This is a genomic window from Streptomyces sp. NPDC090442 (assembly GCF_044769405.1).
Lineage (GTDB): Bacteria > Actinomycetota > Actinomycetes > Streptomycetales > Streptomycetaceae > Streptomyces.
Genome location: NZ_JBIVXW010000055.1, coordinates 1 through 26,570, shown reverse-complemented (window position 1 = coordinate 26,570; position 26,570 = coordinate 1). Strand labels below are relative to the sequence as shown.

19 protein-coding genes, 2 pseudogenes and 1 riboswitch are annotated in these 26,570 nt (G+C 71.0%); of the genes and pseudogenes, 11 read left to right on the top strand and 10 right to left on the bottom strand.

What is annotated here, in order from left to right; genetic code table 11:
• Positions 1-34: 34 nt before the first annotated feature.
• Positions 35-469 carry a hypothetical protein gene (locus ACIQU6_RS31220; RefSeq protein WP_403485065.1) on the top strand — a complete coding sequence of 145 codons (435 nt, stop codon included), beginning with the start codon at positions 35-37 and terminating at the stop codon, positions 467-469.
• Between the two features lie 189 nt (positions 470-658).
• Entirely contained in the window at positions 659-1,285 is a 627-nt protein-coding gene (locus ACIQU6_RS31215; protein ID WP_403485064.1) for a histidine phosphatase family protein, read from the top strand.
• Between the two features lie 89 nt (positions 1,286-1,374).
• Here the strand turns inward: ACIQU6_RS31215 and ACIQU6_RS31210 are convergent, their stop codons facing one another.
• The 6 genes from ACIQU6_RS31210 to ACIQU6_RS31185 form a co-directional block, all read right to left on the bottom strand.
• Complete coding sequence (locus ACIQU6_RS31210) at positions 1,375-2,127, bottom strand: CbtA family protein (protein ID WP_403485063.1); 753 nt, start codon at positions 2,125-2,127, stop codon at positions 1,375-1,377.
• Positions 2,128-2,148: 21 nt separating this feature from the next.
• On the bottom strand, positions 2,149-2,370 hold the full coding sequence (locus ACIQU6_RS31205) for a CbtB-domain containing protein (RefSeq protein ID WP_403485062.1): 222 nt from the start codon (positions 2,368-2,370) through the stop codon (positions 2,149-2,151).
• Positions 2,371-2,408: 38 nt separating this feature from the next.
• Positions 2,409-2,562, bottom strand: a riboswitch (cobalamin riboswitch).
• A 103-nt stretch (positions 2,563-2,665) separates the two neighbouring features.
• Entirely contained in the window at positions 2,666-5,311 is a 2,646-nt protein-coding gene (alaS, locus tag ACIQU6_RS31200; protein WP_403485061.1) for an alanine--tRNA ligase, read from the bottom strand.
• An 18-nt stretch (positions 5,312-5,329) separates the two neighbouring features.
• Positions 5,330-6,391 carry a tRNA (adenosine(37)-N6)-threonylcarbamoyltransferase complex transferase subunit TsaD gene (tsaD, locus tag ACIQU6_RS31195; protein WP_403485060.1) on the bottom strand — a complete coding sequence of 354 codons (1,062 nt, stop codon included), beginning with the start codon at positions 6,389-6,391 and terminating at the stop codon, positions 5,330-5,332.
• 104 nt (positions 6,392-6,495) lie between these two features.
• On the bottom strand, positions 6,496-7,287 hold the full coding sequence (gene cobF, locus ACIQU6_RS31190) for a precorrin-6A synthase (deacetylating) (RefSeq protein ID WP_403485059.1): 792 nt from the start codon (positions 7,285-7,287) through the stop codon (positions 6,496-6,498).
• A gap of 101 nt (positions 7,288-7,388) precedes the next feature.
• The gene (locus tag ACIQU6_RS31185) at positions 7,389-8,795 is read right to left on the bottom strand and encodes a short-chain fatty acyl-CoA regulator family protein (protein WP_403485100.1); all 1,407 of its coding nucleotides are present in this window, start codon (positions 8,793-8,795) and stop codon (positions 7,389-7,391) included.
• A 390-nt stretch (positions 8,796-9,185) separates the two neighbouring features.
• On the opposite strand from ACIQU6_RS31185, the gene aceA reads away from it, so the two are divergent.
• The 5 genes from aceA to ACIQU6_RS31160 all read left to right on the top strand — a co-directional run bounded on the left by aceA (position 9,186) and on the right by ACIQU6_RS31160 (position 16,242).
• Positions 9,186-10,469, top strand: coding sequence for an isocitrate lyase (gene aceA / locus ACIQU6_RS31180; protein WP_403485058.1), 1,284 nt, complete (start codon positions 9,186-9,188; stop codon positions 10,467-10,469).
• A 93-nt stretch (positions 10,470-10,562) separates the two neighbouring features.
• Positions 10,563-12,170 (top strand): malate synthase A, encoded by a 1,608-nt coding sequence (aceB, locus tag ACIQU6_RS31175; RefSeq protein WP_403485057.1) that lies wholly within the window; start codon positions 10,563-10,565, stop codon positions 12,168-12,170.
• Between the two features lie 270 nt (positions 12,171-12,440).
• Positions 12,441-12,812: an OsmC family protein gene (locus ACIQU6_RS31170; protein WP_403485056.1), complete on the top strand. Its 372-nt coding sequence runs from the start codon at positions 12,441-12,443 to the stop codon at positions 12,810-12,812.
• A 526-nt stretch (positions 12,813-13,338) separates the two neighbouring features.
• Entirely contained in the window at positions 13,339-14,631 is a 1,293-nt protein-coding gene (locus ACIQU6_RS31165; protein WP_403485055.1) for a polyprenyl synthetase family protein, read from the top strand.
• 225 nt (positions 14,632-14,856) lie between these two features.
• On the top strand, positions 14,857-16,242 hold the full coding sequence (locus ACIQU6_RS31160) for an MFS transporter (protein ID WP_403485099.1): 1,386 nt from the start codon (positions 14,857-14,859) through the stop codon (positions 16,240-16,242).
• A 109-nt stretch (positions 16,243-16,351) separates the two neighbouring features.
• Here the strand turns inward: ACIQU6_RS31160 and ACIQU6_RS31155 are convergent, their stop codons facing one another.
• Positions 16,352-16,849, bottom strand: coding sequence for a MarR family winged helix-turn-helix transcriptional regulator (locus ACIQU6_RS31155; protein ID WP_403485054.1), 498 nt, complete (start codon positions 16,847-16,849; stop codon positions 16,352-16,354).
• Positions 16,850-16,966: 117 nt separating this feature from the next.
• Between ACIQU6_RS31155 and lgt the strand changes: the two genes are divergently transcribed.
• A complete protein-coding gene (gene lgt / locus ACIQU6_RS31150) occupies positions 16,967-17,800 on the top strand; it encodes a prolipoprotein diacylglyceryl transferase (protein ID WP_403485098.1) in 834 nt (277 codons plus the stop codon).
• Between the two features lie 168 nt (positions 17,801-17,968).
• On the opposite strand, the gene ACIQU6_RS31145 is transcribed toward lgt, so the two are convergent.
• Both ACIQU6_RS31145 and ACIQU6_RS31140 read right to left on the bottom strand, forming a co-directional pair.
• On the bottom strand, positions 17,969-18,625 hold the full coding sequence (locus tag ACIQU6_RS31145; RefSeq protein ID WP_403485053.1) for a DJ-1/PfpI family protein: 657 nt from the start codon (positions 18,623-18,625) through the stop codon (positions 17,969-17,971).
• Positions 18,622-19,592, bottom strand: a pseudogene (locus ACIQU6_RS31140) (GlxA family transcriptional regulator). The gene ACIQU6_RS31145 and the pseudogene ACIQU6_RS31140 overlap by 4 nt, the downstream one beginning before the upstream one ends.
• A 336-nt stretch (positions 19,593-19,928) precedes the next feature.
• Here ACIQU6_RS31140 and ACIQU6_RS31135 point away from each other — a divergent pair.
• Positions 19,929-20,588, top strand: a complete 660-nt coding sequence (locus ACIQU6_RS31135; RefSeq protein ID WP_403485052.1) for a hypothetical protein — start codon at positions 19,929-19,931, stop codon at positions 20,586-20,588.
• 176 nt (positions 20,589-20,764) lie between these two features.
• On the opposite strand, the gene ACIQU6_RS31130 is transcribed toward ACIQU6_RS31135, so the two are convergent.
• The gene (locus tag ACIQU6_RS31130) at positions 20,765-21,682 is read right to left on the bottom strand and encodes a LysR family transcriptional regulator (protein WP_403485051.1); all 918 of its coding nucleotides are present in this window, start codon (positions 21,680-21,682) and stop codon (positions 20,765-20,767) included.
• A 1,276-nt stretch (positions 21,683-22,958) separates the two neighbouring features.
• On the opposite strand from ACIQU6_RS31130, the gene ACIQU6_RS31125 reads away from it, so the two are divergent.
• Together ACIQU6_RS31125 and ACIQU6_RS31120 are read left to right on the top strand one after the other, a co-directional pair.
• Positions 22,959-25,589, top strand: a complete 2,631-nt coding sequence (locus tag ACIQU6_RS31125; protein ID WP_403485050.1) for a Pls/PosA family non-ribosomal peptide synthetase — start codon at positions 22,959-22,961, stop codon at positions 25,587-25,589.
• Positions 25,590-25,695: 106 nt separating this feature from the next.
• A pseudogene (locus ACIQU6_RS31120) lies at positions 25,696-26,570 on the top strand (non-ribosomal peptide synthetase); the annotation flags it as partial.

The following is a 26,570-nucleotide window of genomic DNA, read 5'->3' as shown; positions in this document are numbered from 1 at the left end:
GTTGGACCCAGACCGAAACGAAAGGCCGCTGTCGATGTCCTCCTACCTCCCCGTGCCGCCCGAGCCCGGCGGCGATCCCGCCTCCGTCGAGCTGCTCGCCGCCGCACTGCGCCGGGACGCCGCCGACCTGGAGGTGTACGCCCAGGTGCTCACCGGGACGCTGGCGGACGCGCTGCCGCCGGGGTCGGTGGCGATCGAGCGCAAGCGCGGCATGGCCGATCGACTGGCCGGCCGGGAGGGCAGGGTGGTGTGCCTGGACGTCGCACTGGGCGAGCAGCGCTTGGTACTGAACCTCTCCGGCGGCCGCCCGAGCGGCGAGGTGTGCCGGGAGGTGCGGGGAGTGATCCTCTCCCGGCGCCCGGTGGCCCTGGACGAGTGGGTGCGGGAGCTGGCCGAGGCCATCGCCACCCGCGCCGAGTCCGACTCCCGGGCGCGGGCAGCCCTGGAGCGGCTGCTGTTGGGCGGGTGACACCCACCGCAGGCACACCGACGGAGGGGTGGGTCGAGCCTCCTCGGTGCCTGGGCCGACCCCGTGGGTCGGGCGTCGGGTGCGGCGGCGACACCTGACCAAGTGGCATGTCGATCGCTTGCCTTCGTCCCCAGAACCCCGTACCGCACACCACACCCCGCGTACCGCAACCCAGCAGGAGGCACCCCCGTGACCAGTCGCGTCACCCTCATCACGCCCGCGATGAGCCGGTCACTGCGGCAGGCCCGTTTTGGCGGCGGCGCCGACGGTGACGCGATCGACGACAGCGCCGCCGCCAGGGCCCGTTCGGCCGCCGGGTCGCTTCCCCGGGCCGCTCGGGTGCGCGTCTCCCCGAGCGCGCGCTGTCGTCAGACGGCCGCCGCGCTCGGCCTCGACGGCGCGGACGCGGCCGAGTTGAGCGGTCTCGACGTGGGCCGTTGGACGGGCCGGACCCTCGACGAGGTGGGGGTCGTCGAGCCGGAGGCCGTGGGCCGTTGGCTCGCCGACCCGACGTGCGCGCCGCACGGTGGCGAGTCGGTGCAGGACTTGTGCGGACGCGTCGCGCGCTGGCTGGACGCGCTGCCGCCGGACGGCCGGACGCTCGCCGTCGTCGAGCCGGAGGTGGTGCGGGCGGCGGTCGTACACGTCCTCGGCCTGCCCGCGCCGGCCTTCTGGCGGCTGGACGCGCCCCCGTTGGCGGCCACGGAACTCAGCGGTCGGGCCGGCCGCTGGAACCTGCGGCTCGGCCAGGCCCTGCCCACGTCATCGTCTCCGTCATCACCCCCGCCCCCGCCGGACACCGCGGCGAAGCTCTGAGCGTCCCGGCCGGTCCGGCCCCGTACCGCAGACGCCAGAGAGGGCCCTCGGAGATTCCGGGGCCCTCTCGGACGTCTGCGGTACGGGCGTCAGCTCTCGACGGGGACCGCTCGGCCGGCGGCAGCGGCCTCGGCCCGCGGATGCAGCAGCCGCTCGGCCAACTCACCGAAGAGGAGGCCGAAGCCACCCCACAGCACGGCCTGGATGGCCAGGGCGGAGAGCCGGAACCGCCACAGCAGGGTGGCCGGGAAGGCCGTCGGTACCTCGTTGATCGCGGGCAGGACGGCATAGGCCACACCGATCACGACGGCGAAGGCGACCACCGCGACGACGGTCGCGTACCAGGTACCCGACTTCGGCGCCAGGCGCTTGCCCAGGATGGTGGCCGCGAGCGCCAGCAGCACGCTGAGCAGCATCATCAGGAAGTACAGGGCGGTGCGTTTGCCGATGGTGTCGGGTTCGCCGACGGACGGCGGATTGGCCGGGTACTTGAGGAACGGCACCACGTACACGGCGAGCAGCGCGCAGCCGGACAGCAGCAGCGCGGTCGCCCGGGGGCCGAAGCGGCCGACGCGGCCGAGCGCGAAGGAGAAGGCGAGGGCGGCGATGCCACCGAAGGCGACCCCGTAGACCAGTACACCGGTGGCGAGGCCGGCGGTGGACTGGAGGGAGCGGGAGACGACTTCCCTCTCGTGCTCGTGGGAGTGGGCGGCCTCGAACCGGATCGCGCTGTCGACGTTGGGCTCACCGAGGAGATAGGCGACGACCAGCGCGAGCACACCGGCTGCGAGGCCGGCGAGCATGCCACGGACGAGGAGGTTTCGGACCGTTGTGGAGTTCATGGGCGTGCGGCGTCCCTCGCGTCAGTGGCAGGGGAAGCCGAGCAGGTGGCGGCCGTCGTGCACCCACTCGTGGATGTCCGTGCCGTTGAAGACGGAGGTGGCGCCCTGCTCGGCGCCGACGAAGTAGAGCAGGACGAGCATCAGGATGCCGAAGAAGAGCGCCCAGGGGGCTATCGCCCTGAGCGGCAGTTTGGTGGGTACCGCGGGGGAGCCGGCGGTCGGCTGGGCGATGGACTGCGCCATGGCAGGGCCTCCTCTGGGAGTTCGCGTCCCATCTCGGTGGTGCACAGGTCGACGGCTGCGGGTCTGACTCACGGGACGCCCAACGCGTTGGACGTCCCGCTCACAGTGGCGCGACCGTGCCGGTTTCCCACCGGCTTCCGCCATGCCGTCGTCAATAATCGCGCTGACGATACCGCGTGGCAGGTGCATGGCCAAAATGCGGGTCACCCGACGTGATCTTCCTCTCGCGCCGGGCTACCGGCCGGGTGACGGGCGGGGAACCGCTGGTCAGTCCGGCAACTCCAGCCGCCGCCGCTCACCCCCGCCCGACGACCTGCGGCAGCTCCGCCAGGAGGCGGCGCAGCCGCTCGACGGGCACCCCGCCGCCCTGCGCGACCGCCTTGGAGCCGCCACCGCGGCCGTCCAACAGCCGCTTGACCACGGTGGACGCGTCCAACCCGGCGGCCGCGGCGGCGCCGTTGAGGGCGACTACGAGCGCGCCGTCGTCGCCGGCGACCGCCGCCAGGCCGGGGCGGTCCGTCGGGAGCCGGTCGCGGACGGCCAGGGCCAGGGCGCGCGCATCGGCGGCCGGGCCCTCCGCGGTGGCGGTGACGACCAGGGTGCCGTCGGCGTCCACGCCGGTGGCGGCCAGCTCGGCGGCCCGCGCCGCGGTGGCCACGGCCTTCAGCCGGGCGTTCTCGCGGTCGGCGGCCTTCAACCGGTCCAGCAGGCCGCCGATCTTCTCGGGCAACTCCGCGCGCGGGGAGCCCAGTTGCTCGGCGATCCGGGAGACCAGATCGCGTTCGCGGGCGAGGTAGTCGAAGCCCTCGATGCCCACCGCCGCCTCCAGCCGCCGCATGCCGGCGCCGACCGAGGACTCGCCGGTCAGGGCGACCGTGCCGATCTGCGCGGCGTGCTCGACATGGGTGCCGCCGCACAGTTCGCGCGACCAGGCGCCGCCGATCTCGACCACCCGCACCTGCTCCCCGTACGTCTCGTCGAACAGGGCGAGCGCGCCGATCTCCTTGGCCTCGGGCAGTGTCATCCACCGCACGCCCACCGGCAGGTCCCTGCGCAACGCCCGGTTGGCGGCCTCCTCGACCTCGCTGCGGACGGTGGGGGAGAGGGCGCCGCGCCAGGGGAAGTCCAGGCGCAGATAGCCGGGCCGGTTGTAGGAGCCGGACTGGAGGGCCGTCGGGCCGAGGATCTCGCGCAGCGCCGCGTGCAGGACGTGGGTGCCGGAGTGGGCCTGCCGGGCGCCCAGCCGCCACTCGGCATCGACCGCGGCGACCACCTCGTCGCCGACGGCCAACTCGCCTGCGGTGACCCGGATCTGGTGGGCGATCAGCCCCGGCAGCGCCCGCTGCACGTCGAGGACCTCGGCCTCGGTGGAGGCGCCGGAGAGGCGGCCGGCGTCGCTGTCCTGGCCGCCGGACTCGGCGTAGAAGGGGGAGCGGTCCAGGACGACGGTGACGATCTCGCCCTCGCGGGCGACCGGGACCGGGCCGGCCGCGCCGACCACGCCCAGGACCCGGGCCTCGGCGGTCAGGGATTCCCACGCCCGCCAGTCGGTGGGACCGTGCGCGTCCAGCAGCGAGCGCAGCGCCGAAGTGTCGGCCGCGCCACCGGACTTGCGGGCCCGGGCGTCGGCGCGGGCCCGCTCCCGCTGCTCGTTCATCAGGGCGGTGAAGCCCTCGCGGTCGACCTCGACGCCCTGTTCGGCCGCCATCTCCAGGGTGAGGTCGATGGGGAACCCGTAGGTGTCGTGCAGCAGGAACGCCTGCCGGCCCGGCAGGGTGCGCCCGCCCTCCTCCCGTACCCGGGCGACGGCGGTGTCCAGGACGGTGGTGCCCTGCCGCAGCGTGGCGCGGAAGGCGTCCTCCTCCCCGCGCGCCTGGTCGGAGATCCGCGCATAGGCGTCCGCGACCTCCGGATAGCTGGGGGCCATGCAGTCCCGCGCCACCGCCAGCAGTGCGGGCAGGGCGGGGTCCTGGTAGCCGAGTTGGCGCATCGAGCGGACGGCGCGGCGCAGGATGCGGCGCAGGACGTAGCCGCGGCCCTCGTTGCCGGGCGCGGTGCCGTCGGCGAGCAGCATCAACGCGGTGCGGACGTGGTCGGCGACCACCCGCAGCCGGACGTCCGTCTGGTGCTCCGCGCCGTAGCGGACCCCGGCGAGCTCCGCGGCGCGGTCGAGGACGGGCCGGGTCTCGTCGATCTCGTAGAGGTTGTCCTTGCCCTGGAGGAGGGTGGCCATCCGCTCCAGGCCCATGCCGGTGTCGATGTTGGGGCGGGGCAGCCGGCCGAGGATCGGGTAGCCGGACTTGCCGGCGCCCTCGCCGCGTTCGTCCTGCATGAAGACCAGGTTCCAGAACTCCATGTAGCGGTCCTCGTCGACCGCCGGGCCGCCCGCGCGGCCGAGCGCCGGACCCCGGTCGTAGTACAGCTCCGAGCACGGACCGCACGGGCCGGGCACGCCCATCGACCAGAAGTTGTCCTCGTCGCCCCGGGCCACGATCCGCTCGTCGGGCAGCCCCGCGAGCCTGCGCCACAGGCCGCGCGCCTCGTCGTCGGAGTGGTGGACGGTCACCCAGATCTTCGCCGGGTCCAGGCCGTAACCCCCGTCCGCGACCGGGGAGGTGGACAGCTCCCAGGCGAAGGCGATGGCCTGCTCCTTGAAGTAGTCCCCGAAGGAGAAGTTCCCGTTCATCTGGAAGAACGAGCCGTGCCGGGTGGTCTTCCCGACCTCCTCGATGTCGAGCGTGCGCACGCACTTCTGCACGCTGGTCGCCCGCGGCCACGGCGCCTCCTGCTCACCGGTCAGATAGGGCTTGAACGGGACCATGCCGGCGTTGACGAACAGCAGGGTGGGATCCGGCGTGGGCAGCGGGGCGCTGGGCACCACGGTGTGACCGCGGTCGGCGAAGAACGTGAGGAAGCGGGAACGGATTTCGGCGGTGCGCAAGGTGTGCTCCGAATCGACTCAGGCGGGAACGAGGGCGGGATGCAGCGCGGCGTACTCCAACGGCGCGGACGGGTCGATGGACACGCTCAGTTGGGCCGGGGCGGCGCCCGCGCGCACCAGCAGGTCGCCGACCGCGGCGATCATCGCGCCGTTGTCGGTGCACAACGTCAGCGGCGGCACCCGCAGTTCCACCCCCGCGGCCGCGCACCGCTCCTCCGCGAGCGCCCGGACCCGGGAGTTGGCGGCCACCCCGCCCACCACGACCAGCGTGCGCACCTCGTACTCCCGGCAGGCGGCCAGCGCCTTACGGGTCAGCACGTCCGCGACCGCCTCCTGGAGCGAGGCGGCGCCGTCGGCCAACGGGAGCTCGGCGCCCCGGAGTCGGTACGACTCGGCCCAGCGCGCCGCGGCCGTCTTCAGGCCGGAGAACGAGAACGCGTACGGGTCGCCCTTCCCGCTCGTCAGCGGGCGGGGGAAGGCGACGGCGCAGGGGTTCCCGTCCCGGGCCGCCCGGTCGATCGCCGGGCCCCCGGGGTAGGGCAGGCCGAAGATCCGGGCCGCCTTGTCGAAGCACTCGCCGGCGGCGTCGTCGATGGTGTCGCCCAGGTGCAGGATCGGATCGCGGACGAGGTCCCGCACCAGCAGCAGCGAGGTGTGGCCACCGGAGACGATCAGCACCAGGCACGGATCGGGCAGCGGGCCGTGCTCCAGGGTGTCGGCCGCGACATGGCCGGCCAGGTGATGGACCCCGTAGAGGGGCACCCCGGCCGCGTACGCCAGGCTCTTCGCTCCCGCGAGCCCCACCTGGAGGGCCCCCGACAGGCCGGGGCCGGTGGTGACGGCGACGGCGTCGAGGTCGCTCAGCCGCAGCCCCGCCTGGTCCAGGGCCTCCCGCACCACCGGCGTGAAGGAGTGCAGATGGGCGCGGGCGGCGATCTCCGGCACCACCCCGCCGAACCGGGCGTGCTCGGACATGCTCGACGCCACCGCGTGCGCGAGCAGCCGTCCGTCCGACACGATCCCGGCCCCGGTCTCATCGCACGACGACTCGATACCGAGCACGATCCGGCCCTGCGGCATGGCCACTCCCTCACGACACCCACTCATTGCCCATCAATGGTAATTGCAAGTGATGTGCAATAAGCCGCGGCCCTCGTGTCCGCCCTCCGCCCCGCGCCCGGCCATCACTCCTCGCGGTCCTCGTCGACCAGGCGCAGCAGATAGGTGTCCATGATCCAGCCGTGCCGGTCCCGCGCCTCGCTCCGCAGCCGCCTGATCCGGTCCGCGACCTCGCGCACGGGGCCGGCGACCAGGAGCTCGTCGGGCGTGCCGAGATAGGCGCCCCAGTAGATCCAGACGTCGTCCGTCTCGAACCGGCCGAACGACTCGTGGGCGTCGAGCATGACGACGACGTCCCCGTCGTCGTTGGGGGAGAGCTCCGCGAGCCTGCGGGCGGGGGTGATGTGCACCGGGCGGCCGACCTGGTTCACCGTGATGTGGTGGCGGGCGGCCAGCGCGGAGACGCTGCTGATGCCGGGAACCACCTTGACCGTGAACGACACCGTGCCGCGCGCCTCGATCTCGCCGAGAATGCCGAGCGTGCTGTCGTACAGGGCCGGATCGCCCCACACCAGGAACGCGCCGGTCTGCCCGGGGGCGAGTTCGTCGGTCACCAACCGCTCGTAGACGTCCGCGCGACGGCTGCGCCAGTCATGGACGGCGGCCGTGTAACCGGGTCGGTCCGCGCGGGTGCGGTCGCGCCAGGGGTCGTCCGCCGCCACGACCCGGTAGGGAGCGCGTGCGTGCTGCGCCACCATGTGCTGGCGCAGATCCGTCAGTTGGGCCTTCTGCGGCCCCTTGCCCACGAGGAAGAAGACGTCCGTGCGGGCCATGGCCTTCACCGCGGCGAGGGTCAGGTAGTCGGGGTCACCGGCTCCGATGCCGATGACGAGGAGGTGGCGTGGTTCCGTGCTCATGGCACCAGCTTCGCCGCACCGCGGGCCGCACCCCGCCCGGGCCCGTCGGGAATGGCCGGAAAGCACGGTTGCGCAGGGCGCCACCGGTCAGGCGCCCGCGCTCACGTCCTGTCTCCCGACACCGGGTACGGGACGAAGGTGCTGGTGTGCTCGTCGATGTGCAGCGGGCGGCCCAGGGGCGGCGCGGCGCGTTGCGGGCAGTCGAGGCGTTCGCAGACCCGGCAGCCCATGCCGATCGGGGTGGCGGTGGCCCCGCTGTCGAGGTCCAGGCCGTCGGAGTACACGAGGCGGTGCGCGTGACGGATCTCGCAGCCGAGGCCGACGGCGAAGGTCTTGCCCGGCTCGCCCCAGCCGCCGCGGTGCCGGGTGATCGCCCGGGCGGTCCACAAGTACCGCTGCCCGTCCGGCATTTCGGCGACCTGGACGTGGATGCGGCCGGGCGCGGCGAACGCCTCGTAGACGTTCCACAGCGGGCAGGTGCCGCCGGCCCGGGAGAAGTGGAAGCCGGTCGCGGACTGCCGTTTGGACATGTTGCCGGCGCGGTCCACGCGGACGAAGGAGAACGGCACACCGCGCAGGCGCGGGCGTTGCAGGGTGCTCAGGCGGTGGCAGACGGTCTCGTAGCCGAGGCCGTAGCGGTCGGTGAGGCGCTCGATGTCGTACCGCGCATGCTCCGCCGCGGCGTGGAAGCCGGTGTACGGCAGGATCAGGGCGGCGGCGAAGTAGTTGGCGATGCCGATGCGGGCCAGGGCGTGCGCGGGTGAGCCCGGCGGGAAGTCCTCGGCCGCCTGGGCGTCGAGCCCGTCGCGGTATTCCAGCAGGGCGAGTTGGGTGGCCATCCGGAAGGCGCGCTGACCGGGCCGCAGGCGGGCCGACAGGTGCAGGGTCCGGGTCACGTCGTCGTAGTGGTGCAGCCGGTCGTCGGCGTCGTTGGACAGCCGGATGCCGTGGCGGTCGGCCAGCCGCGCGGTCAGGACCCGCAGCACGTCACCGGGCCGGATGCCGATCTCCGCGGCCAGCCGCTCGGCCTCGTGGTCGGGCTCGTCCAGGTAGTTCTGCCGGCGGTAGAAGAAGTCCCGGATCTCCTCGTGCGGCGAGATCGGCGCCTCCCGGCCGTTGCCGCGGCCGCCCTCGCCGCCGACCAGCCGCTCGGCCAGGCGGTGGTTGCGGCGGCCGAGGTCGAGCAGGACCTGGGCGATCGCCGGCATCCGCGCGGCGAGTTCGGTCAGATCGGCGGTGGCGATCCGGGCCTCGGCGAGCTCGCCGGCCAGCGCCTCGCGCAGGTCCGCGACCAGCCGGGTGGTGTCGCGCTCGGAGAAGAACGTCGGGTCGACACCGAAGGCTTCGGACAGCCGCAACAGCACCGGGACGGTGAGCGGGCGCGAATCGTGCTCCATCTGGTTCAGATAGCTGCGCGAGATGCCCAACACCCGGGCCAGTTCCGCCTGGTTCATCCGGCGTTCCTCGCGCAGCCGCCGCAGGCGCGCTCCCGCGTACGTCTTGCTCACCGCGTCTCCTCCGCTGTCCAGGTCCTGGTCAGCGTAGGCGAACAGGCCCTCGACGGACATGTCGCAACGTTGGCAAACGGCCACCGGAAGATTCGCAGAAGTTGGCAAGCATCCACGGTTGTTGGCACTCAGTGTCAGTGTCAGAGTCTGAGTGCGGCCCGCCGGACCCCGGCAGGCACCGCCCGGAATCGGGGCCCGATCCACCGCCCTGACGTCGGAGATCCCGACCACGGCGGTGCCCCACACCGGCAACATTGCTCAGTTCCGCTACCCGGCAGAACGGCGGGCCGCATCCCAGCAGAGCGAGTAGACGACACACAGTGCCACGCCAGTTGCCCCCGCGGGCAGCGATGTTGGCATCCCATCCAGACCGAGGAGACGGTGACAGTCATGGCAGACGCGAGGAAGCAGGCGGCCGAGGAACTGGCGCGGCGCTGGGCCACCGACCCCCGGTGGCAGGGCATCGAGCGCACCTACAGCGCCGAGGACGTGATCCGGCTCTCCGGCAGCGTCCGCGAGGAGCACACCCTGGCCCGGCGCGGCGCGGAGCGCCTGTGGCGCCAACTGCACGAGCGGGACTACATCCACGCGCTGGGCGCCCTGACCGGCGGACAGGCCGTCCAGCAGGTCAAGGCCGGACTCCAGGCCATCTACCTCTCCGGCTGGCAGGTCGCCGCCGACGCCAACCAGGCCGGCCACACCTACCCCGACCAGAGCCTGTACCCGGTCAACTCCGTGCCGCAGGTGGTCCGTCGGATCAACAACGCGCTGCTGCGTGCCGACCAGATCGCCACCGCCGAGGACGCCGGCGACACCACCGACTGGCTCGCGCCGATCGTCGCCGACGCGGAGGCGGGCTTCGGCGGCCCGCTCAACGCCTTCGAACTCACCAAGGGGATGATCGCGGCCGGCGCCGCCGGCATCCACTACGAGGACCAGCTCGCCTCCGAGAAGAAGTGCGGCCACCTCGGCGGCAAGGTCCTGGTGCCCACCTCCCAGCACATCCGCACCCTCAACGCGGCCCGCCTGGCCGCCGACCTCGCCGACGTGCCGACCCTCATCGTCGCCCGCACCGACGCCCTCGCCGCCAACCTGCTGACCAGTGACGTCGACGAGCGCGACGCCGAGTTCGTCACCGGGGAGCGCACCGCCGAGGGCTTCTACCGGGTCCGCAACGGCATGGCCCCGGTCATCGCCCGCGGCCTGGCCTACGCCCCCTACGCCGACCTCATCTGGGTCGAGACCGGCACCCCCGACCTGGCGCAGGCCCGCGACTTCGCCGAGGCGATCCACGCCCGCTACCCGGACCAGATGCTCGCCTACAACTGCTCGCCCTCCTTCAACTGGAAGGCCGCGCTGGACGACGACCAGATCGCCAAGTTCCAGCGCGAACTGGGCGCGATGGGCTACAAGTTCCAGTTCATCACCCTGGCCGGCTTCCACTCCCTCAACCACGGCATGTTCGACCTGGCCCACGGCTACGCCGAGCACGGCATGACCGCCTACGTCGACCTCCAGGAGAAGGAGTTCGCCGCCCAGGCCGACGGCTTCACCGCCGTCAAGCACCAGCGCGAGGTCGGCACCGGCTACTTCGACCTGGTCTCCACCGCCGTCAACCCCGCCTCCTCCACCACCGCCCTGAGCGGCTCCACGGAGGAGGAGCAGTTCCACTAGGCCCGCCCTCCGACTCCTCTGGTCCACCCCGGCCGAGCGGGGCGGACGCCTGCCCCGTCCGCCCCGCTCCCCACCTTCCCTCAGGAGAACCCGATGTCCCTCAGCGCACCGCCCCGATCCGTCCACGTGCTCGCCGCCCCGGGGGCGCGCCACGACGAGGTCCTCACGCCCGAGGCACTGGATTTCGTAGGCCGGTTGACGGCGGCGTTCGCCGAGCGGCGACGGGACCTGATGAAGGAACGCCGCCGGCAGGCCCTGCGCCTGGCCACCGGCTCCCCGCTCGACTTCCCCCTCGTCACCACCGCCGTCCGCGCCGACCCGACCTGGCGGGTGGCCCCGCCCGCCCCCGGCCTGTCTGACCGCCGGGTGGAGATCACCGGACCGCCGGACCGCCGGATGGCCATCAACGCCCTCAACTCCGGCGCCCACGTCTGGATGGCCGACTTCGAGGACGCCACCGCCCCCACCTGGGACAACGTCATCAACGGGCAGGTGAACCTGCGCGACGCCCTCGACCGCCGGATCGACTTCACCAGCCCCGACGGCAAGGAGTACCGACTCGGCGCCCCCGACCGGCTCGCGACCATCGTCGTCCGCCCGCGCGGCTGGCACCTCGACGAGGAACACCTGGAGTTCGACGGCACCCCGGTCCCCGCCGCCCTCGTCGACCTCGGCCTCTACCTCTTCCACTGCGGCCAGCGCCAGATCGACGCCGGCCACGGCCCGTACTTCTACCTGCCGAAGCTGGAGAACCGCTACGAGGCCCGGCTCTGGAACGACATCTTCGTCACCGCCCAGGACCTGCTCGGTATCCCCCGAGGCACCATCCGCGCCACCGTCCTCATCGAGACGATCACCGCCGCGTTCGAGATGGAGGAGATCCTCTACGAACTGCGCGAGCACAGCTCCGGGTTGAACGCGGGCCGCTGGGACTACCTGTTCAGCATGATCAAGACCTTCGGCCACCGCACCGACTTCCAACTGCCGGACCGCGCCAAGGTGACCATGACCGCCCCCTTCATGCGGGCGTACACCGAGCGGCTCGTCCAGACCTGCCACCGGCGCGGCGCCCACGCCATCGGCGGCATGGCCGCACAGGTGCCGAGCAAGGACCCGGACGCCCACCAGGCCGCGCTCGCCAAGGTCCGACTGGACAAGGAGCGTGAGGCCGAGGACGGCTTCGACGGCTCCTGGGTCGCCCACCCCGGCCTCGTCCCCGTCTGCCGCGAGGTCTTCGACGGAGTCCTCGGGGACCGGCCGCACCAGATCGAGCGGACCCGCGACGACGTGGAGGTCACCGCGCGGGACCTGCTCTCGGTGCGCCGGATCAGCGGCCCGCCCACCCCCGAGGGGCTGCGCACCAACATCGCCGTCGCGGTCCGCTATTTCGATGCCTGGCTCCGCGGCAGCGGCGCCGTCGCCCTCAACGGCCTGATGGAGGACGCCGCGACCGCCGAGATCGCCCGCGCCCAGGTCTGGCAGTGGCTGCGACACCGCGTCGTCGACCGGGAGACGGTGCTGCAGACGCTCGACGAGGAGATCGCCTCCCTTGGCGCCGAGTACCCCTGGGCGTCCCGTGAAGAGGTCCGGGAACTCTTCCAACGCACCGCCCTGACCACGGAGTTGCCCGCCTTCTTCACGACGGACGCCTACAGCCGTCACCTCGTCCAGCGGGAACTCCCCACCGACGACCGGGGCTGAGGGGCCCGGGTTCGCCGCAGGGGTTGAGGGACCCCGTGCGGCTGCTGTGGAACGGGGCGCGGGGCAGGCGACAACCTGCCCCGCGCCCCGTCGCGTTCGACGATCCGCCCGCCCCGCCGCGCCACCGGACCGCCCCCATCCCACCATCCGGATAACCCTTCGCGCACATGGAGCCACTCGCTACGCTTCCCGAGCCGACGTGAGCCAACGCGGTTCGGTCCGGGCTGACTTGGGTCGCTTCGCGACGGATTCCGGCAGGGAGGCAGGACGATGATCGAGACAGCGGCACTGCCGACGCCCTGGCAGGTCAGGTTCCGCGCGGGCGACAACGAGGGCCTGGCCGACACGCTCAAGGGGGGCGTCGGGGGCACGACCGGCATGCGCCCCCATGAACTGCTGGAGGCGTCCCTGGCCACCTGCATGACCATCTCGGCGCGGATGGCACTGGCCGAACTGGGCGCCACCGAGGCCGAGGTGAGCGTCCGGGTCCACTTGGAGCGCGAGGAGACCGCGACCCGCTTCCGCTACGAACTCCTCCTCGCCCCGGAGCTTGAGGCGCACCGCCCCGCGGTCCTCGAACGCCTCGCCTGTTCGCCGGTCCGCACGACCCTGAGCAAGCCGCTGTCCTTCGACCCGTCCTGACCCCGGCCGCGCCGCCCGCACCGACCACGGCCCGCAAACGGCCGCCTCGCACGCCATGCGGAAGTCCCCGTCCCGCTGCCGACGAACTCCGCGCCCACATTGCGTATTTCTCTCCGCGTCACCCTTCCGCAGGCGGATGTAGGCACATCTGGGCGGAGATGAAATGACGTTCCTGGAAAGTGGCGAGGGCCGGTGAGCCCAATGTTTCGACCCCGATCCGAGAAGGCGCGGGCGGTGGGCGATCATGAACCAGCCGAGCCGTTAAGTCGTATGGAAGTACGGGCTGACCTGCGGCGTATCACTCTCACACCCTTCGTGAGCCCGAAACGAGCCGGTTTCCCCGCATCTGCTCTCCTGTGATACGGATTTCGCTGATACGCTCCACAGCGTCCAGCCGACCCGAACGGTTGGCGCAGCCGGCGACCAGGTCCAGCAACCCGCGGACAAAGGGCTTCCGGATTCCGGTCGCCGGGGCCAATTGGCCAGTATTCCGGCACGATTTCCCTCGCAACGGAGCGAGCATTCCATGCCCGACGAAATGTCCTCCCTACCTGGCCCCCGGCTCGGCGCCGTGCGGGTCGGCGGGCCCCAGCCGCTCCCCGCGGGCGTACGGGACGCAGCGGACCTCCCGCGACACGACGGGCAGCACCCGCCCGCCGCATCAGCCGAACCCCCCAGGCGCGACGGCCCCGTTGACGCCGGCGCGGTGCGGACCGCCGCCATGGTCGAGGCGACCGCCGCGCTGCACGAAGGGCTCGGGCGGCTGTGCCCGGACACCCCGGGCCCGGCACTCAGCGCCGAACTGATGGGTCGGGAGGGGGTCGTTCCCTCCGACGACGCCGACTCCACGCAACGCGACCGCCGGCTGCACGCGGCCCTGATCTCGCCGGTGCGCCACCTCCTCGACGCCGGCGGCAAGCGGTGGCGCGCCCATCTCATGGCCCGCGTCCTGGAGATCTACGGCGTCAGCCCGCATCACTACGCCGAACTCATCGCCGCCTGCGAAATGGGGCACGCCGGTTCGCTGATGGTCGACGACGTGGAGGACACCTCACCGGTCCGCCGCGGAAGCCCGGCGGCCCACATGCTCTTCGGGGAGGCCACCGCCATCAACGCGGGAACCGCTGCCTACTTCAGCGTCGACCGGGCCATCCGGCGCTGCTTCCCCGGCGACGCCGAACTCCGCCTGGCGGTCTACGAGACCTACCTCGCCAACCTGCGTGCCACCCACGCCGGGCAGGCCCTGGACATCCAAGGCCACCAGAGGGAGATGACCGCGGCGCTGGCCACCGGCGACCCGGAGCCGTTGCTGAACATGCTGACGCTCACCCACCGACTGAAGACCGGTGCCCAGGTCCGGGCGGTGTGCGAGATCGCCTCCCTCGCCGGGCACGCCACCCCCCAACAGCGTTCCGCGCTGGGGGAGTTCGGGGAGGCCGTCGGACTCGCGTACCAGATCACCGACGACGTGAGCGACCTGCGCGGTGTGATACATCGCGACCGGGCCACCAAGCGCGTGGCCGAGGACCTGCACAACGCCAAGGTCACCTTCCCGCTGGCCCACACGGTGACGCTGCTGCCGCGCGACGAGGCGGAGAGCCTGTGGCGCACCTTGCAGGCCGAACCGGACGAGGGTGCCGTGCGTCGCGCGGCCCGGACGATCGACGCCAGCGGAGCGGTCCAGCGGTGCGAGGAGCAGGCAACCGCACTGTTGGACCAGGCATGGACCGCGGTGCGGCCGTACCTCCCCGACTCCCCGCACACCACCGCACTCGCCGAGGCGGCCACCGCCGTCGTCCACCGCACGTGGAACACCTGAAACGGATACCCCGGCACCGCCTGAGTCCGGTACGACTAGCCCGACGGTAACAAAATAGTTCGGATGCCGATACAATTGAGGGGTGGTAGAGCCTCAAGCCGTGGAGCAGGGGGAAGCGTGACCGGCCAGTCGATATCTCGATCCCGCTCCGCGCTACAGGCACTGGCCCGCGAACGGCCCCGACCGCAGCGCATCCGCGCCTACCCCCACGCCTGGTGGCTGGCGGTGGCGACGGTCTGTTTCGGGGCCTTCATGGGGCAGCTCGACGCCAGCATCGTGACGCTGACCTACGGCAGCCTGCGGGCCGAGTTCGGCACCTCGTTGGCCGCGGTGGAGTGGGTGTCGCTGGCCTATCTGCTGACGCTGGTCGCGCTGCTCGTACCGATGGGCCGACTCTCGGACGCCCACGGTCGCAAGCTGATGTACCTCTACGGATTCGTGGTCTTCACGGTGGCGTCGGCGGCCTGCGGCCTGGCCCCCGAGCTCGGCGCACTGGTGGGCTTCCGGGTGCTCCAGGCAGCCGGGGCGGCACTGATGCAGGCCAACAGCGTTGCTCTGGTGGCCACGAGCGCACCACCGAACCGCATGCGGACCGCGCTGGGCGTCCAGGCAGCGGCCCAGGCACTCGGCCTGGCACTGGGCCCGACCGTGGGCGGTGCCCTGGTCTCGACGTTGGGCTGGCGCTGGGTGTTCGGCGTCAACGTCCCCATCGGGCTGGTGGCCCTGATCGCCGGGCACTACCTGCTGCCCAGGACGCGCGCCCACCACCGCACCCCGGGATTCGACTGGGCCGGGTTGGGACTGTTGGCCTTGGCGACGACCTCCGCGCTGTTGGGGGTCTCGGCCGCCTCCGGACTCCCGGTGCCTGGCTGGGGCGTCGCCCTGCTGTTCGTCGTGGCGGGCGCGGCGGGATGGGGCTTCGTGGTCCGGCAGCGCCGCGCCGCCGCTCCGCTGCTGGACCTGGCGCTGCTGCGGGTGCGGACGGTCTCGGCCGGGCTGGTCGGTGCGCTGTGCGGCTACCTGGTCCTCTTCGGCCCGTTGGTCCTGGTGCCGATAGCGCTGACGACGGGCGGCACGTCGGAACTGGTCGCCGGACTGGTGCTCACGGCACTGCCCGCCGGCTTCGCCCTGGGCGCGACCGGCGCCGACCACCTGCTGCCGGCCAACATGTCCGACCGCGGACGCTGCCTCCTCGGCGCGCTGGTGTGTGTCGGCGCGCTCGCCGCCATGCTCGTCGTCCCGATGACGCCCGGGAGCCTGCCCCCCGTCCTCGTGCTGCTGGGCCTGGGGCTCGGGACGTTCACCCCGGCCAACAACGCGCTGATCATGGGCGCGATTCCGACGGGCTCCTCGGGCACCGGCGGGGGCCTGGTGAACATGGCCCGCGGCCTGGGTACCGCGCTCGGCGTCGCGCTGGTCACCCTCGCCCTGCACGTCGCTCCGCTCGGCGTCACCGGCCTGAACGGTGCGCGCTGGGCGCTGCTGGTCCTGCTGGCCGCGGCGGTGCTCTCCGTCGTCGCCGCCGCACTCGGCCCCCGGAACGCCCGACGGCCCGCCGTCGAGCCCCACCGCACCGCCAACCACGGCGAACGGCATCCGGACCGCAGGTGAGCGGCGGGGTAAACCGGTCATCTCGCCGTCGAAGGAGGGCTGTTGACCTCCAGAGCCAACGAGGAGTAGCAGAGCGAGCACCCCTCGCACGGCGCGCCCGAAGCTCCGGCTAGGTACCGGCCTCGTCGCCTTCGAGATGCCCGGCGATGCGGAGCAGGGCGGGCAGGGCGGCGCGGACGGCTGCGCGATCCGCCTCGCCGAGCGCGCCGAGCGCGTCGTCGAGGCGGCGTTCGTGAGCGTTGGTCCAGGCGGTGAGCTGGGTCCGGCCGGCCTCGGTGAGGGTGACGACGGAGGCCCGTCGATCGGACGGATCGACGCCCCGGGCCACCAGCCCGGAATGGATCATCTGGCCGATCAGCCCACTGACCGTGCTGGCGGCCAGGCGCTGACGGGCGGCGAGATCGCTGACCCGGGCCGGGGAGTGCTCCGCGAGGACCTGGAGCAACTCGACCTGGGCCATGGGCAGTTGCTCCCACGGATAGTCCGTGCGAATGGAGGCGCGCAGCGCGCGACGCAGTCGGGTCACGGCCTCGGTGAGCAGACGGGCATCCGTGGAACCCTCGGCGGGCGAGGCCGGTGGGCAATCGGGGTGGGACTGACGTGGCATGGAAGGACTTTAACCGCGGAATCCGGTGCGACGGCCAAGAGCTTCGGTGCCCGATGTATTGTCGAGCGGTCCCGCACCGGAGCATTTCCGGGTCTGACGTCGAGAGTGGTCGAGTTGATGGTTCTGGCATATCTGCCGAGTCCTTCGCAGGGGGTCTGGCACCTGGGTCCGGTGCCGATCAGGGCCTACGCGCTCTGCATCATCGCGGGGATCTTCGCGGCGGTGTGGCTCACCCGCCGCCGATGGGCCGCGCGCGGCGGCGTCGCCGACGACATCGCCGATATCGCCGTGTGGGCCGTGCCGTTCGGCCTGCTCGGTGGGCGTCTCTACCACGTCATCACCGACCCGGAACTGTACTTCGGCGCCGGTCGCGAGCCCATCCGCGCCCTGTACGTATGGGACGGCGGCCTGGGCATCCCCGGGGCCGTCGCACTCGGCGCGTTCGGTGCCTGGCTGGGCTGCCGGCGACGCGGCATCAAACTGGCGGACTTCGCCGACGCCGCCGCGCCCGGCCTGGTGCTGGCCCAGGCAATGGGCCGGTGGGGCAACTACTTCAACCAGGAGCTCTTCGGCGGCCCCACCTCACTGCCGTGGAAACTGCTCATCGACCCCGCGCACCGGCCGCCCGGCTACGAGAACGTCGCGTTCTACCACCCCACCTTCCTGTACGAGTCGTTGTGGGACGTCGGCGTGATGGCCCTGCTGCTCTGGCTGGACGGCCGCTACCGGCTCCGCGGCGGCCGGTTGTTCGCCTGCTACGTCCTGGCCTACACGGCCGGCCGGGCCTGGATCGAGGCGCTGCGCATCGACCACGCCAACCACTTCCTCGGCCTGCGCCTCAACGACTGGGTCTCCCTCGCCCTCTTCCTCGCGGCGGCGGGCTACCTGATCGCCACCCGACGCCGGCAGCGCGACGCGTCCGAGAAAACGGCCGGGGGCGACGACGCGTGACCCCATGAGGCGCGCCGCGCCGGGCGTGCGGAGCGGCGTCGGCGTGGGTGTTGGGTTGGACGGTGGCGGTCGACGTGAAGTCGGCCGCCACGTTGGCTTTCCGCCCGACCGCCCCGTCGCTCGGGCGGTCGTCGGTTGCTCGGATCCGGCCGACCCGCCCGACCCCGTCTACCCGGCCGCCCCGTTCGGCTCGTCGGCGAGGTAGGGCGGGGCGGGCTCGTACTGGATGTAGCGGCGCACGGCGCGGGCGTGGTTGCGGCCGTGCAGCCGACCGATCAGCCACAGCGCCATGTCGATGCCCGCGGACACGCCCTGGCTGGTGGCCAGTTGGCCGTCGACGACGTAGCGCGCGTCACGGACCACGGTGATGTCCCCGCGCCCTTGAAGGGCGTCCTCGAACGCATGGTGAGTGGCCACCCGACGGCCACGGGCCGGGCCCGCCTCGTGCAGCAGCAGGGAACCGGTGCACACGCTGGTGGTCCAGGCGGACCGGGCGGAGGTCCGGCGGATCCACTCGATGAGCGCGGGGTTGGACACCTGGGTGCGGGTGCCGTTCCCACCGGGCACGAGCAGCACGTCGAGCGGCGGATGGTCGTCGAAGGTGTGGTCGGGCAACACCCGCATGCCCTTGTTGCAGCGGACGGTGCCTGGCCGTTCCGCGATCAACACGGCGGTGTCCCGCTGCCCGCCGTCCTGTTGCTCGCGGAGCATGGCAGAGGAGGTGAAGACCTCCCAGGGGCCGACGAAGTCCAGTTCCTCGGCTCCGTCGAACACCAGCAGCCCGTAGGTCGTGCCGTGCGCCCCAGGCGCCCTGCGCGTCGTCATGCGTACTCCTTGATGGTTCGGAATCTGTCCCGGTACTCCGAAGGTGCGACGCCGAGCTGGCGGTGGAAGGAACGCCGCAGCGTCTCCGCGGTGCCGAAGCCGCAGCGACGGGCGATGGCCTCGACCGACTCCTCGCCGTCGACCAGGGCCCGGCGCGCGGCCTCCACGCGCACCCGTTCCACGAACGCCGCGGGAGGTATGCCGAGTTCGGCGGCGAAGCGGCGCTGCAGGTGACGGGGACTCAGGTCCGCGTGCCCGGCGAGATCGGCGATCCCGTGCCGGGCCCCGGGATCCGCATGGATCGCCGACACCGCGGCCCGGATCGGATCGCTGGACGGCTGGCGCGACCACAGCGGCACGCTGAACTGTGACTGGCCGCCGGGCCGGCGCAGGAAGAGCACCAGTTCCTGGGCGACGGCATGGGCGATGTCCCGGCCCACGTCATCCTCCACCAGGGCCAGTGCGAGATCCATGCCGGCCGTCACGCCGGCCGAGGTCCACACCCGTCCGTCCCTGATGAAGATCGGGTCGCAGTCCACCCGCAGTTGCGGGTGCTGCCGGGCGAGTTGGTCGGCCCGGGACCAATGGGTGGTGACCCGACGGCCCTCGACGAGCCCGGCGGCCGCCAGCAGGAACACCCCGCTGCACACCGACGTAACGCGGCGGGCCGAGGCCCCGGCCGCGGCGACCCACTCGACCAGCGCGCCGTCCCGCACCGCCCGGTCCACGCCGTCGCCGCCCGCCACCACCAGGGTGTCGATGCCACGCGGGTCGAGATCGTCCACGCCGTATCCGGCGTGGACGGACAGCCCGCTGGACGGCCGCACCGGCCGGCTCCGGGCGCCAGGACTCGGCAGTCGTAGCCGTCCACCAGCGTCCCCGCGTACTGGAACACCTCATGCGGGCCCACCAGATCCAATGCCTGGAACCCGTCGAAAATCACGAACACGATGCGGCGTCGGTGCACCTCCACAGCCTGCTCGTCCCGACCAATGGCGTCAACGACAGGCATCCCACGATTCGCGCCATCGCGCGCCTCGCCCGCGCCACAACACCCGAGCCTTCTGGACAACGCCCAAGAACCAGGGCCCACTTCGCGGTGATGCCCTGGCGCGAGGCCACCCCGGAGGCCGTATGCAACGCGTTGCCAACAGCGGAATCGCCGGGTGATGCCCGCAGGTGTGTCGGATGATGAGGGGAAACGGGCCCGAGTGTGGGAGCCAGGTGGCGCCCGCCGGTCCGGGAGTTCGAAGGAACGCGGAGACCGGAGCGTCGTCGGGTCGTTCGAGGGGGGCGTCTACAGGTGACTGGCAGCGGGCGTGCGAGCGGCGGGGCCGTCTACGGGAAGGCAGGTTCGGGCGAGGCGGCCGCCGGTTCCAGGGCCGTGCCCGAGAAGCCGAGTTGGACGCTCACCGCAGTCGGCGTGCTCCTGACGGCGGGCGTGCTCGCACTGGCGGCCTGGCTGATGTCCTTCGCCTGGCCGGCGTTCGCCTACCACGCGGCCCTGGCTGGCACTCCCGGAAACCTCACTTCCGCCCACTGCTATGTCACCGGCCGCGGTAAGCACACCAAGCGCGAGTGCGCCGGCACGTTCACGGCCCTGACCGGCACCTTCACCGACACCTCGGCGCATCTCTACGACGCGGTCCGGGACACCGGCGGCGGCCCGATGAGGCTGCAGCGCCGGTCCGACGGTGGGTACACCCAGCCCGATCCGGCGCGGGCAGCCCTGATTCTCGCGGTGGTCTTCGGCATCGTGAGCGGCGCGGCGGCGCTGTTGGTCTTCGTCTGCGTGGGGCCCCGGCGGGTCACGGTCGAGAAAGGCGTACCGCTTCGGGCGAACCCGCCGCCGTGGGGCGTGCTGCTCCTGGTGCTCAGCAGACTGGCCGTGGCCGCGGCGGCCGCGGTGGCCCTGTCGTTCGCGATGTTCTTCGTGCTGCTGATCGGAGAGTTGGTCTTCTGAGGCCGGCACGCGGGACAAGCGGAAGGGCGTCACGTGTGGTGCGGGAGGTGCCGTACACCGGGGCAACTCGCCACCTCCTCCTGGCCGGAGTCCGGTTGTGGCCGCCGCTCACTGGGTGCGCACCGCTGACCGGCGACGCGGCCCAAGTGAAAGTGATTCAGGCCCGTGTTGACGGTCTACTCGGCCATGCGGTGGCTGATCAGTTCCAAGAGGCGGAGGACCGCCGCGTCCGCCTCGGGGCGGCGCACGGCGACCACGGCGGTCTCCAGGCGCCGTGACGCGCCGTGGAGCATGACGAAGGAGACGCCGGGAACGGCGAAGTCCCGCAGGCGTTCGGGCAACAGGGCGATGCACAGTCCGGAGGCGACATAGCTGAACAGGCCGGTGAGGTCGTCGGCCACCGCGCGGCCCCTGGGCGTGAACCCGGCTTCGCTACAGGCGAGTTGGACCTGCTGGGCCAACACCGGAAGCTGCGTGGCGTCCGGCAGGACGAAGTCCTCGTTGCCCAACGCGCCCAGGCTGATCTCGTCGACGTCGGCCAGCGGATGGTCGTGCGGCACCGCGGCGATGATCCGCTCGACGGCGAAGTCATGCCGGATGAGCTCGTCCGACAGGCGTGAGGGGTCGCGCAGGAACCCGAGGTCCAGGGTGCCGGAGCGGACCATCTCGGCGACGGCGGCGGAGGAGTCCTGATGCAGATGGATGCGCAGCCCCGGCAACTCCTCGGCCGCGGCGCGCAGAAGCCCCGGAAGGTAGTGGTGACTGAGGATGCTCACATACCCCACCCGGACGTCTCCCGCCAGACCGCTCGCGATCCGTCGGGCTCGCCCGATGGCCGCGGACTGGGCGTCGAGGAGTCGCCGGGCGTCCACGGCGAAGGCCTCCCCCGCCGCGGTGAGCCGGACGCCGCCCGGACTGCGCTCGAACAACCGCACGTCCAGGCCGCGTTCCAAGCGCTGGATCGACTGGCTCAGTGGCGGTTGGCTCATGGAAAGCCGCTCCGCGGCACGACCGAAGTGCTTCTCCTCGGCCACCACCAAAAACTGCTCCAGCAGTCGTTTCGTCAGGCTGATATCGTCCATCATATCGGTCATAGCTGGATCATATAGTTGGCAGACATAGCCGACGGTCGGGCGCTGATGCCGGTGCTTGTGTCGGATTGCCGGACCTGGTTGGCCCGCCCGCGGATCGCGTGGCCAGGGTGCTTTGTGGGCGGGTCCGAACGTGGATCTGCTTCTCGCCCGGGCCGCACCTCGGGCAGGTGAAAGAATGTCAAAAGAACGCGATAAGCGTATTTTCCGAGCGGCCTGGTGGCGAGTTTACCGGGACGGGAGTGCCGTTACCGGAGCTGGGGTGAATCTTTATTCGTGACACCGGTCGCTTCGGCTGCTTTGCGCCAGCCCGGACGAGCATTTATGGGCGCGCAACTCAACCCCGGAGTTCTTTATTGCGCGCATTGATGAGCATTTATTGATTCGCGTGGGTTATGCCCCAATGGTCACCTTTTGCCTTATTTGCGGGAGTGGGCGGTGTGGTGGCGTTCTGGGCTTTGGCGAGTTCGGGAGAGCGTGGAAGGGCAGGTGGTGGGGGCTATGTCATGGTGCGTCATGCCGTGGCCAAACATTTTTGGCGGCGCGAGTTTGATCGTTTTTCATTCTGCGTAAGTGTGCAATTTTGGTTGGCCTGCACCTGGCTGGCTTGGCAACGGTGCAGACCCTACGTTCTTCAACGATCGCGTTCAGTTGGATCAGAAAGGGGGAAGCTGTGTGCGGGAAACTTGGTCCGGCGCTCGACTTCTGTCGGAACTGATCCGGGATGAATGTTCGAGGTCGTGCGGTGGGTCGCAGATGGATCGTCGTGCGGTTTCCTCGGTTGCGTCGTCGGCTGGACGGTGAAAGCTGGGAGCGCAGTGTTCCCGTGGGTGCGGGGGAGTTGCTGTGTCCTCGCGTGAGGATTTCCGGCCTCGGTTAGGGGCGGAAGGCCGGGCGTCTTCGCCGTGCGGGGAGAGCGATCCGGGAAAACGGTGAGCGGTCCCATCGACGGCCGCGCTGGGCGGGCGTGGGGTTCGATGCGGCGCGCGGTCGGGCTGGTCCTTGGTCGGTGCGACCTGGGGCGATGTGCATGAGCCCGCCGATCGGGAAGCCGGTGCCCGGTGCGCTGCCGGCGACCGTGCGGGGGAGATCCAGGGCATTCTCGCTCGGATGTGATGGCCGACTCGCGGCCCAGTGATCGGGCCGGGTGCGCGCACGCCAACTCGTCGTGCCGCGGCGCGATTTCTGCCGACTGCGTCTCCAAGACGCATTGCGGTTGCGTGCTGCGTGAATCGAATTCAGCCCGCAGGTACGGGCATTAGGCGCTCAAGGAGCTCAGGTGGGTAGAGAATCCGCCGATGTCGCGACAGGCTCGTCGACCGAAACCGTGTCGACGGCAAGTAGCGGCAGCGGAACGACGGTTGACCTGGCGAAAGAGTTTTCCGCGCTGCTGGTCGAAGTCATGCACGTCGAACAAGTGTCAGTAGATGGTCATTTCTTTGACGATCTGGGCGCAGACTCACTGGTGATGGCGCATTTCTGCGCCCGCGTCAGGAAACGCGACGACCTGCCGTCGGTATCGATGAAGGACGTCTACAAGCACTCCACGATCCGAAGTCTGGCGACGGCATTGGCCGATGCCATCCCCGAGCCCGCTGCCGCGTCCACCGCTCATACGGAGATCCCGGTGGAAGCGCCGCGCCCCGGAAGTACCGCCCGCTATGTGGCGTGTGGCGCCGCGCAGTTGGCGTTCTTCCTGGGGTATTCCTACCTCATCGCGCTCGCCACCACGAGGGGCTACACCTGGGTTTCCAGAGGATCGGGTCCGGTCGGAGTCTACGGGCGGGCCATCGCCTTCGGCAGCGCCGAATTCGTCGGCCTGTGCTCGTTTCCCGTCATGGTCAAGTGGATCCTCATCGGACGGTGGACGCCCCGCGAGTTCCCGGTCTGGGGAGTGACGTATCTGCGCTTCTGGATCGTCAAGGTGTTGGTGCACGCCAACCCGATAGTGCTGCTCATCGGCAGCCCCGCGTACGTGCTCTATCTCCGGGCCCTCGGCGCGAAGATCGGCAAGCACGTCACGATCCTCTCCCACCACGTCCCCGTCTGCACCGACCTGCTCACCATCGGCACCGGCAGTGTGCTCCGCAAGGACGCGTTCCTCCTCTGCTACCGGGCCCACGCCGGGCGGATCCAGACCGGCACAGTCACCCTCGGCCGCAACGTCTTCATCGGCGAGCGGACCGTGTTGGACATCGACACCGCGATGGGTGACGGGGCCCAGCTCGGCCACACTTCCACCCTCCAGCGCGGCGAGGCAGTGCCCGCCGGCCGACGGTGGCACGGCTCGCCGGCGCAACCCACGGAGCTCGACTACGTCCGCGTCGCACCGGCCCGGTGCGGCACCCTTCGACGAGCCGCCTTCGGCATGATCACCCTCGCCAAGACACTGCTGATCACGGTGCCGTTGACCATCTCGCTCTTCTCCCTGCTCTGGAGCGGCGTGCCCGTGCTGGGAGGCCAGGGCGACCTGGACGAACAGTCCCTCACCTCACCGGTGTTCTACCTCAACGCCCTCCTGCTCTCCCTCGTACTGTTCTTCGGCTTCGTCACCGTCGGACTGGCGGTGCTGACCACCGTCCCGCGCGTGATGCACCGGGTCATCAAGCCCGGCGTGGTGTATCCGCTGTACGGCTTCCGCTACGCGGTGCACCGTTCGGTCGCGCGGATGACCAACCTGAAGTTCTTCATCTGGCTGTTCGGCGACAGTTCCTACATCGTCCACTACCTGCGCAGCCTGGGGTACGACCTGTCCCACGTCGAGCAGACCGGTTCGAATTTCGGCAGCGCCGTACAGCACGAGTCACCGTTCTCCAACAGCGTCGGCAGCGGCACGATGGTCGCCGACGGGCTGTCCATCATGAACGCCGAGTTCTCCGGTACGTCCTTCAGCGTCGTGCCCACCCACATCGGCAGGCAGAACTTCCTCGGCAACTTCATCGCCTACCCGCCCGGCGGACGGACCGGTGACAACTGTCTGTTGGCGACCAAGGTGATGGTGCCGCTCGACGGTGAAATCCGGGAAGGCGTGGGGCTGTTGGGCTCGCCGCCCTTTGAGATCCCGCGGACGGTGGAGCGCGACAGCCGCTTCGACTACCTGCGCAGCGGGGACGAACTGCACCGCCGCCTGGCCGCCAAGAACCGGTACAACCTCCGCACCATGGGCCTGGTCCTGCTCATCCGCTGGGCGCACTTCTTCGGTCTGACCGTGCTGAGCGTGGCGACCGCCAACCGCGAGGACTGGCTCGGCAACCTGCTGGACGCCGGGTTCCTGGTGGGCGTCATGGTCTTCACCGCCGGCTACTACGCGCTGGTCGAACGGTGCCTGACACGGTTCCGCCCGCTACAACCACAGGTGCGCTCCATCTACGACCCGCACTTCTGGCACCAGGAGCGACTGTGGAAGGTGCCCGACACCCACTTCAACGCCTTCAACGGCACCCCGTTCAAGAACGTCCTGTGGCGGATGTTGGGCGTCCGGCTCGGCCGTCGGGTCTTCGACGACGGCTGTTACCTCACCGAACGCACGCTCGCCACCATCGGCGACGACTGCACCCTGAACGCCGGCAGCAAGATCCAGTGCCACTCGCAGGAGGACGGCACGTTCAAGTCCGACCGCAGCACGCTCGGCGCCGGATGCACCGTCGGGGTGGGTGCGCTGGTGCACTACGGCGTGACGATGGAGGAGGGCGCTGTACTGGCCGCAGACTCCTTCCTGATGAAGGGCGAGGAGGTACCCCGGAACGCCCGGTGGGCGGGCAACCCGGCCGCGCAGACGCAGGGCAACCGCAGCCGGCGCACGGCTCCCACAGACACCGAACCGGCGCCCGGGCCGACGAACGGCAGCCGCCTGCCGTTGCGGAACGCCCAACCCCACGACGCGGCCGCCACCAAGACCGCACCGAACTGACGGGTACCCACACACCGGTCACTCACCCAGCACGACACCCGTCACCATCGCCTCGCCACGGCCGGCACGCAGCGCCGCCACGGCACGAACCAACGGAGGAAACACGATGTCCAAGTCCATGGACGATGACCGGGAATACTGGCGGCAAGTCCTCACCGCGGGCGGCTGCACCGCGATCCCGCGATGGGCGCCTGAACCGCAGCCCGGCATCGCGGTCCACGAACAGCCGTTTCCCGAGGACCTGGTGAGACGGCTGGACCGGTGGACCGCTGCAGTCGAAGTGCCCCTGAACGCCGTGCTGTTGGCCGCCCATGCCAAGGTGCTCGCCGCACTCTCCGGAGACCAGGAGGTCACCACCGGGTACCTCGCCGGCGATGGTGGGCCCGCGCTGCCCTGCCGGGTATCCACTGCCCCCGAAACGTGGTACGGACTGGTGCAGGAGTCCGCCCGGGCGAGAGCGGAGCTGCTCTCGCACGCGAACTATCCGGTCCCCGCTCTGAGTGCCGAACTCGGTCTGGGGACAGCGCTGTTCGAGACCGAACTCGAACTGTCCGGGAACGGGGGAGACCTGGCCGAGAGCACCGTATTGCGGGTGGTGGTGGTGCGGCGTGGTGAGCGGATGGTGTTGCGGTTGCGTTATCGGTCGGAGGTGTTGGATGCGGAGAGTGTGGTGAGGGTTGGTGGTTATCACGTTGCGGCGTTGGTGCAGTTGGTTGCTGATCCGGGGGCTGTGCCGGTGCAGGGTGCTTTGTTGTCTGTGGCTGAGCGGGGTGTGCAGTTGGAGGGGTTGGCGGGGCCGTGTCGGGAGGTGCCGGATCGTCGGTTCCATGAGTTGTTTGAGGAGCGGGTGCGGGTGGAGCCGGGGGCGGTTGCGGTGGTGTGGGGTGAGGGGTGGTTGTCGTATGGGGAGTTGAATGGTTGGGCGAATCGGTTGGGGCGGGCGTTGGTGGCGGAGGGGTTGGGGCGTGAGGGTGTGGTGGG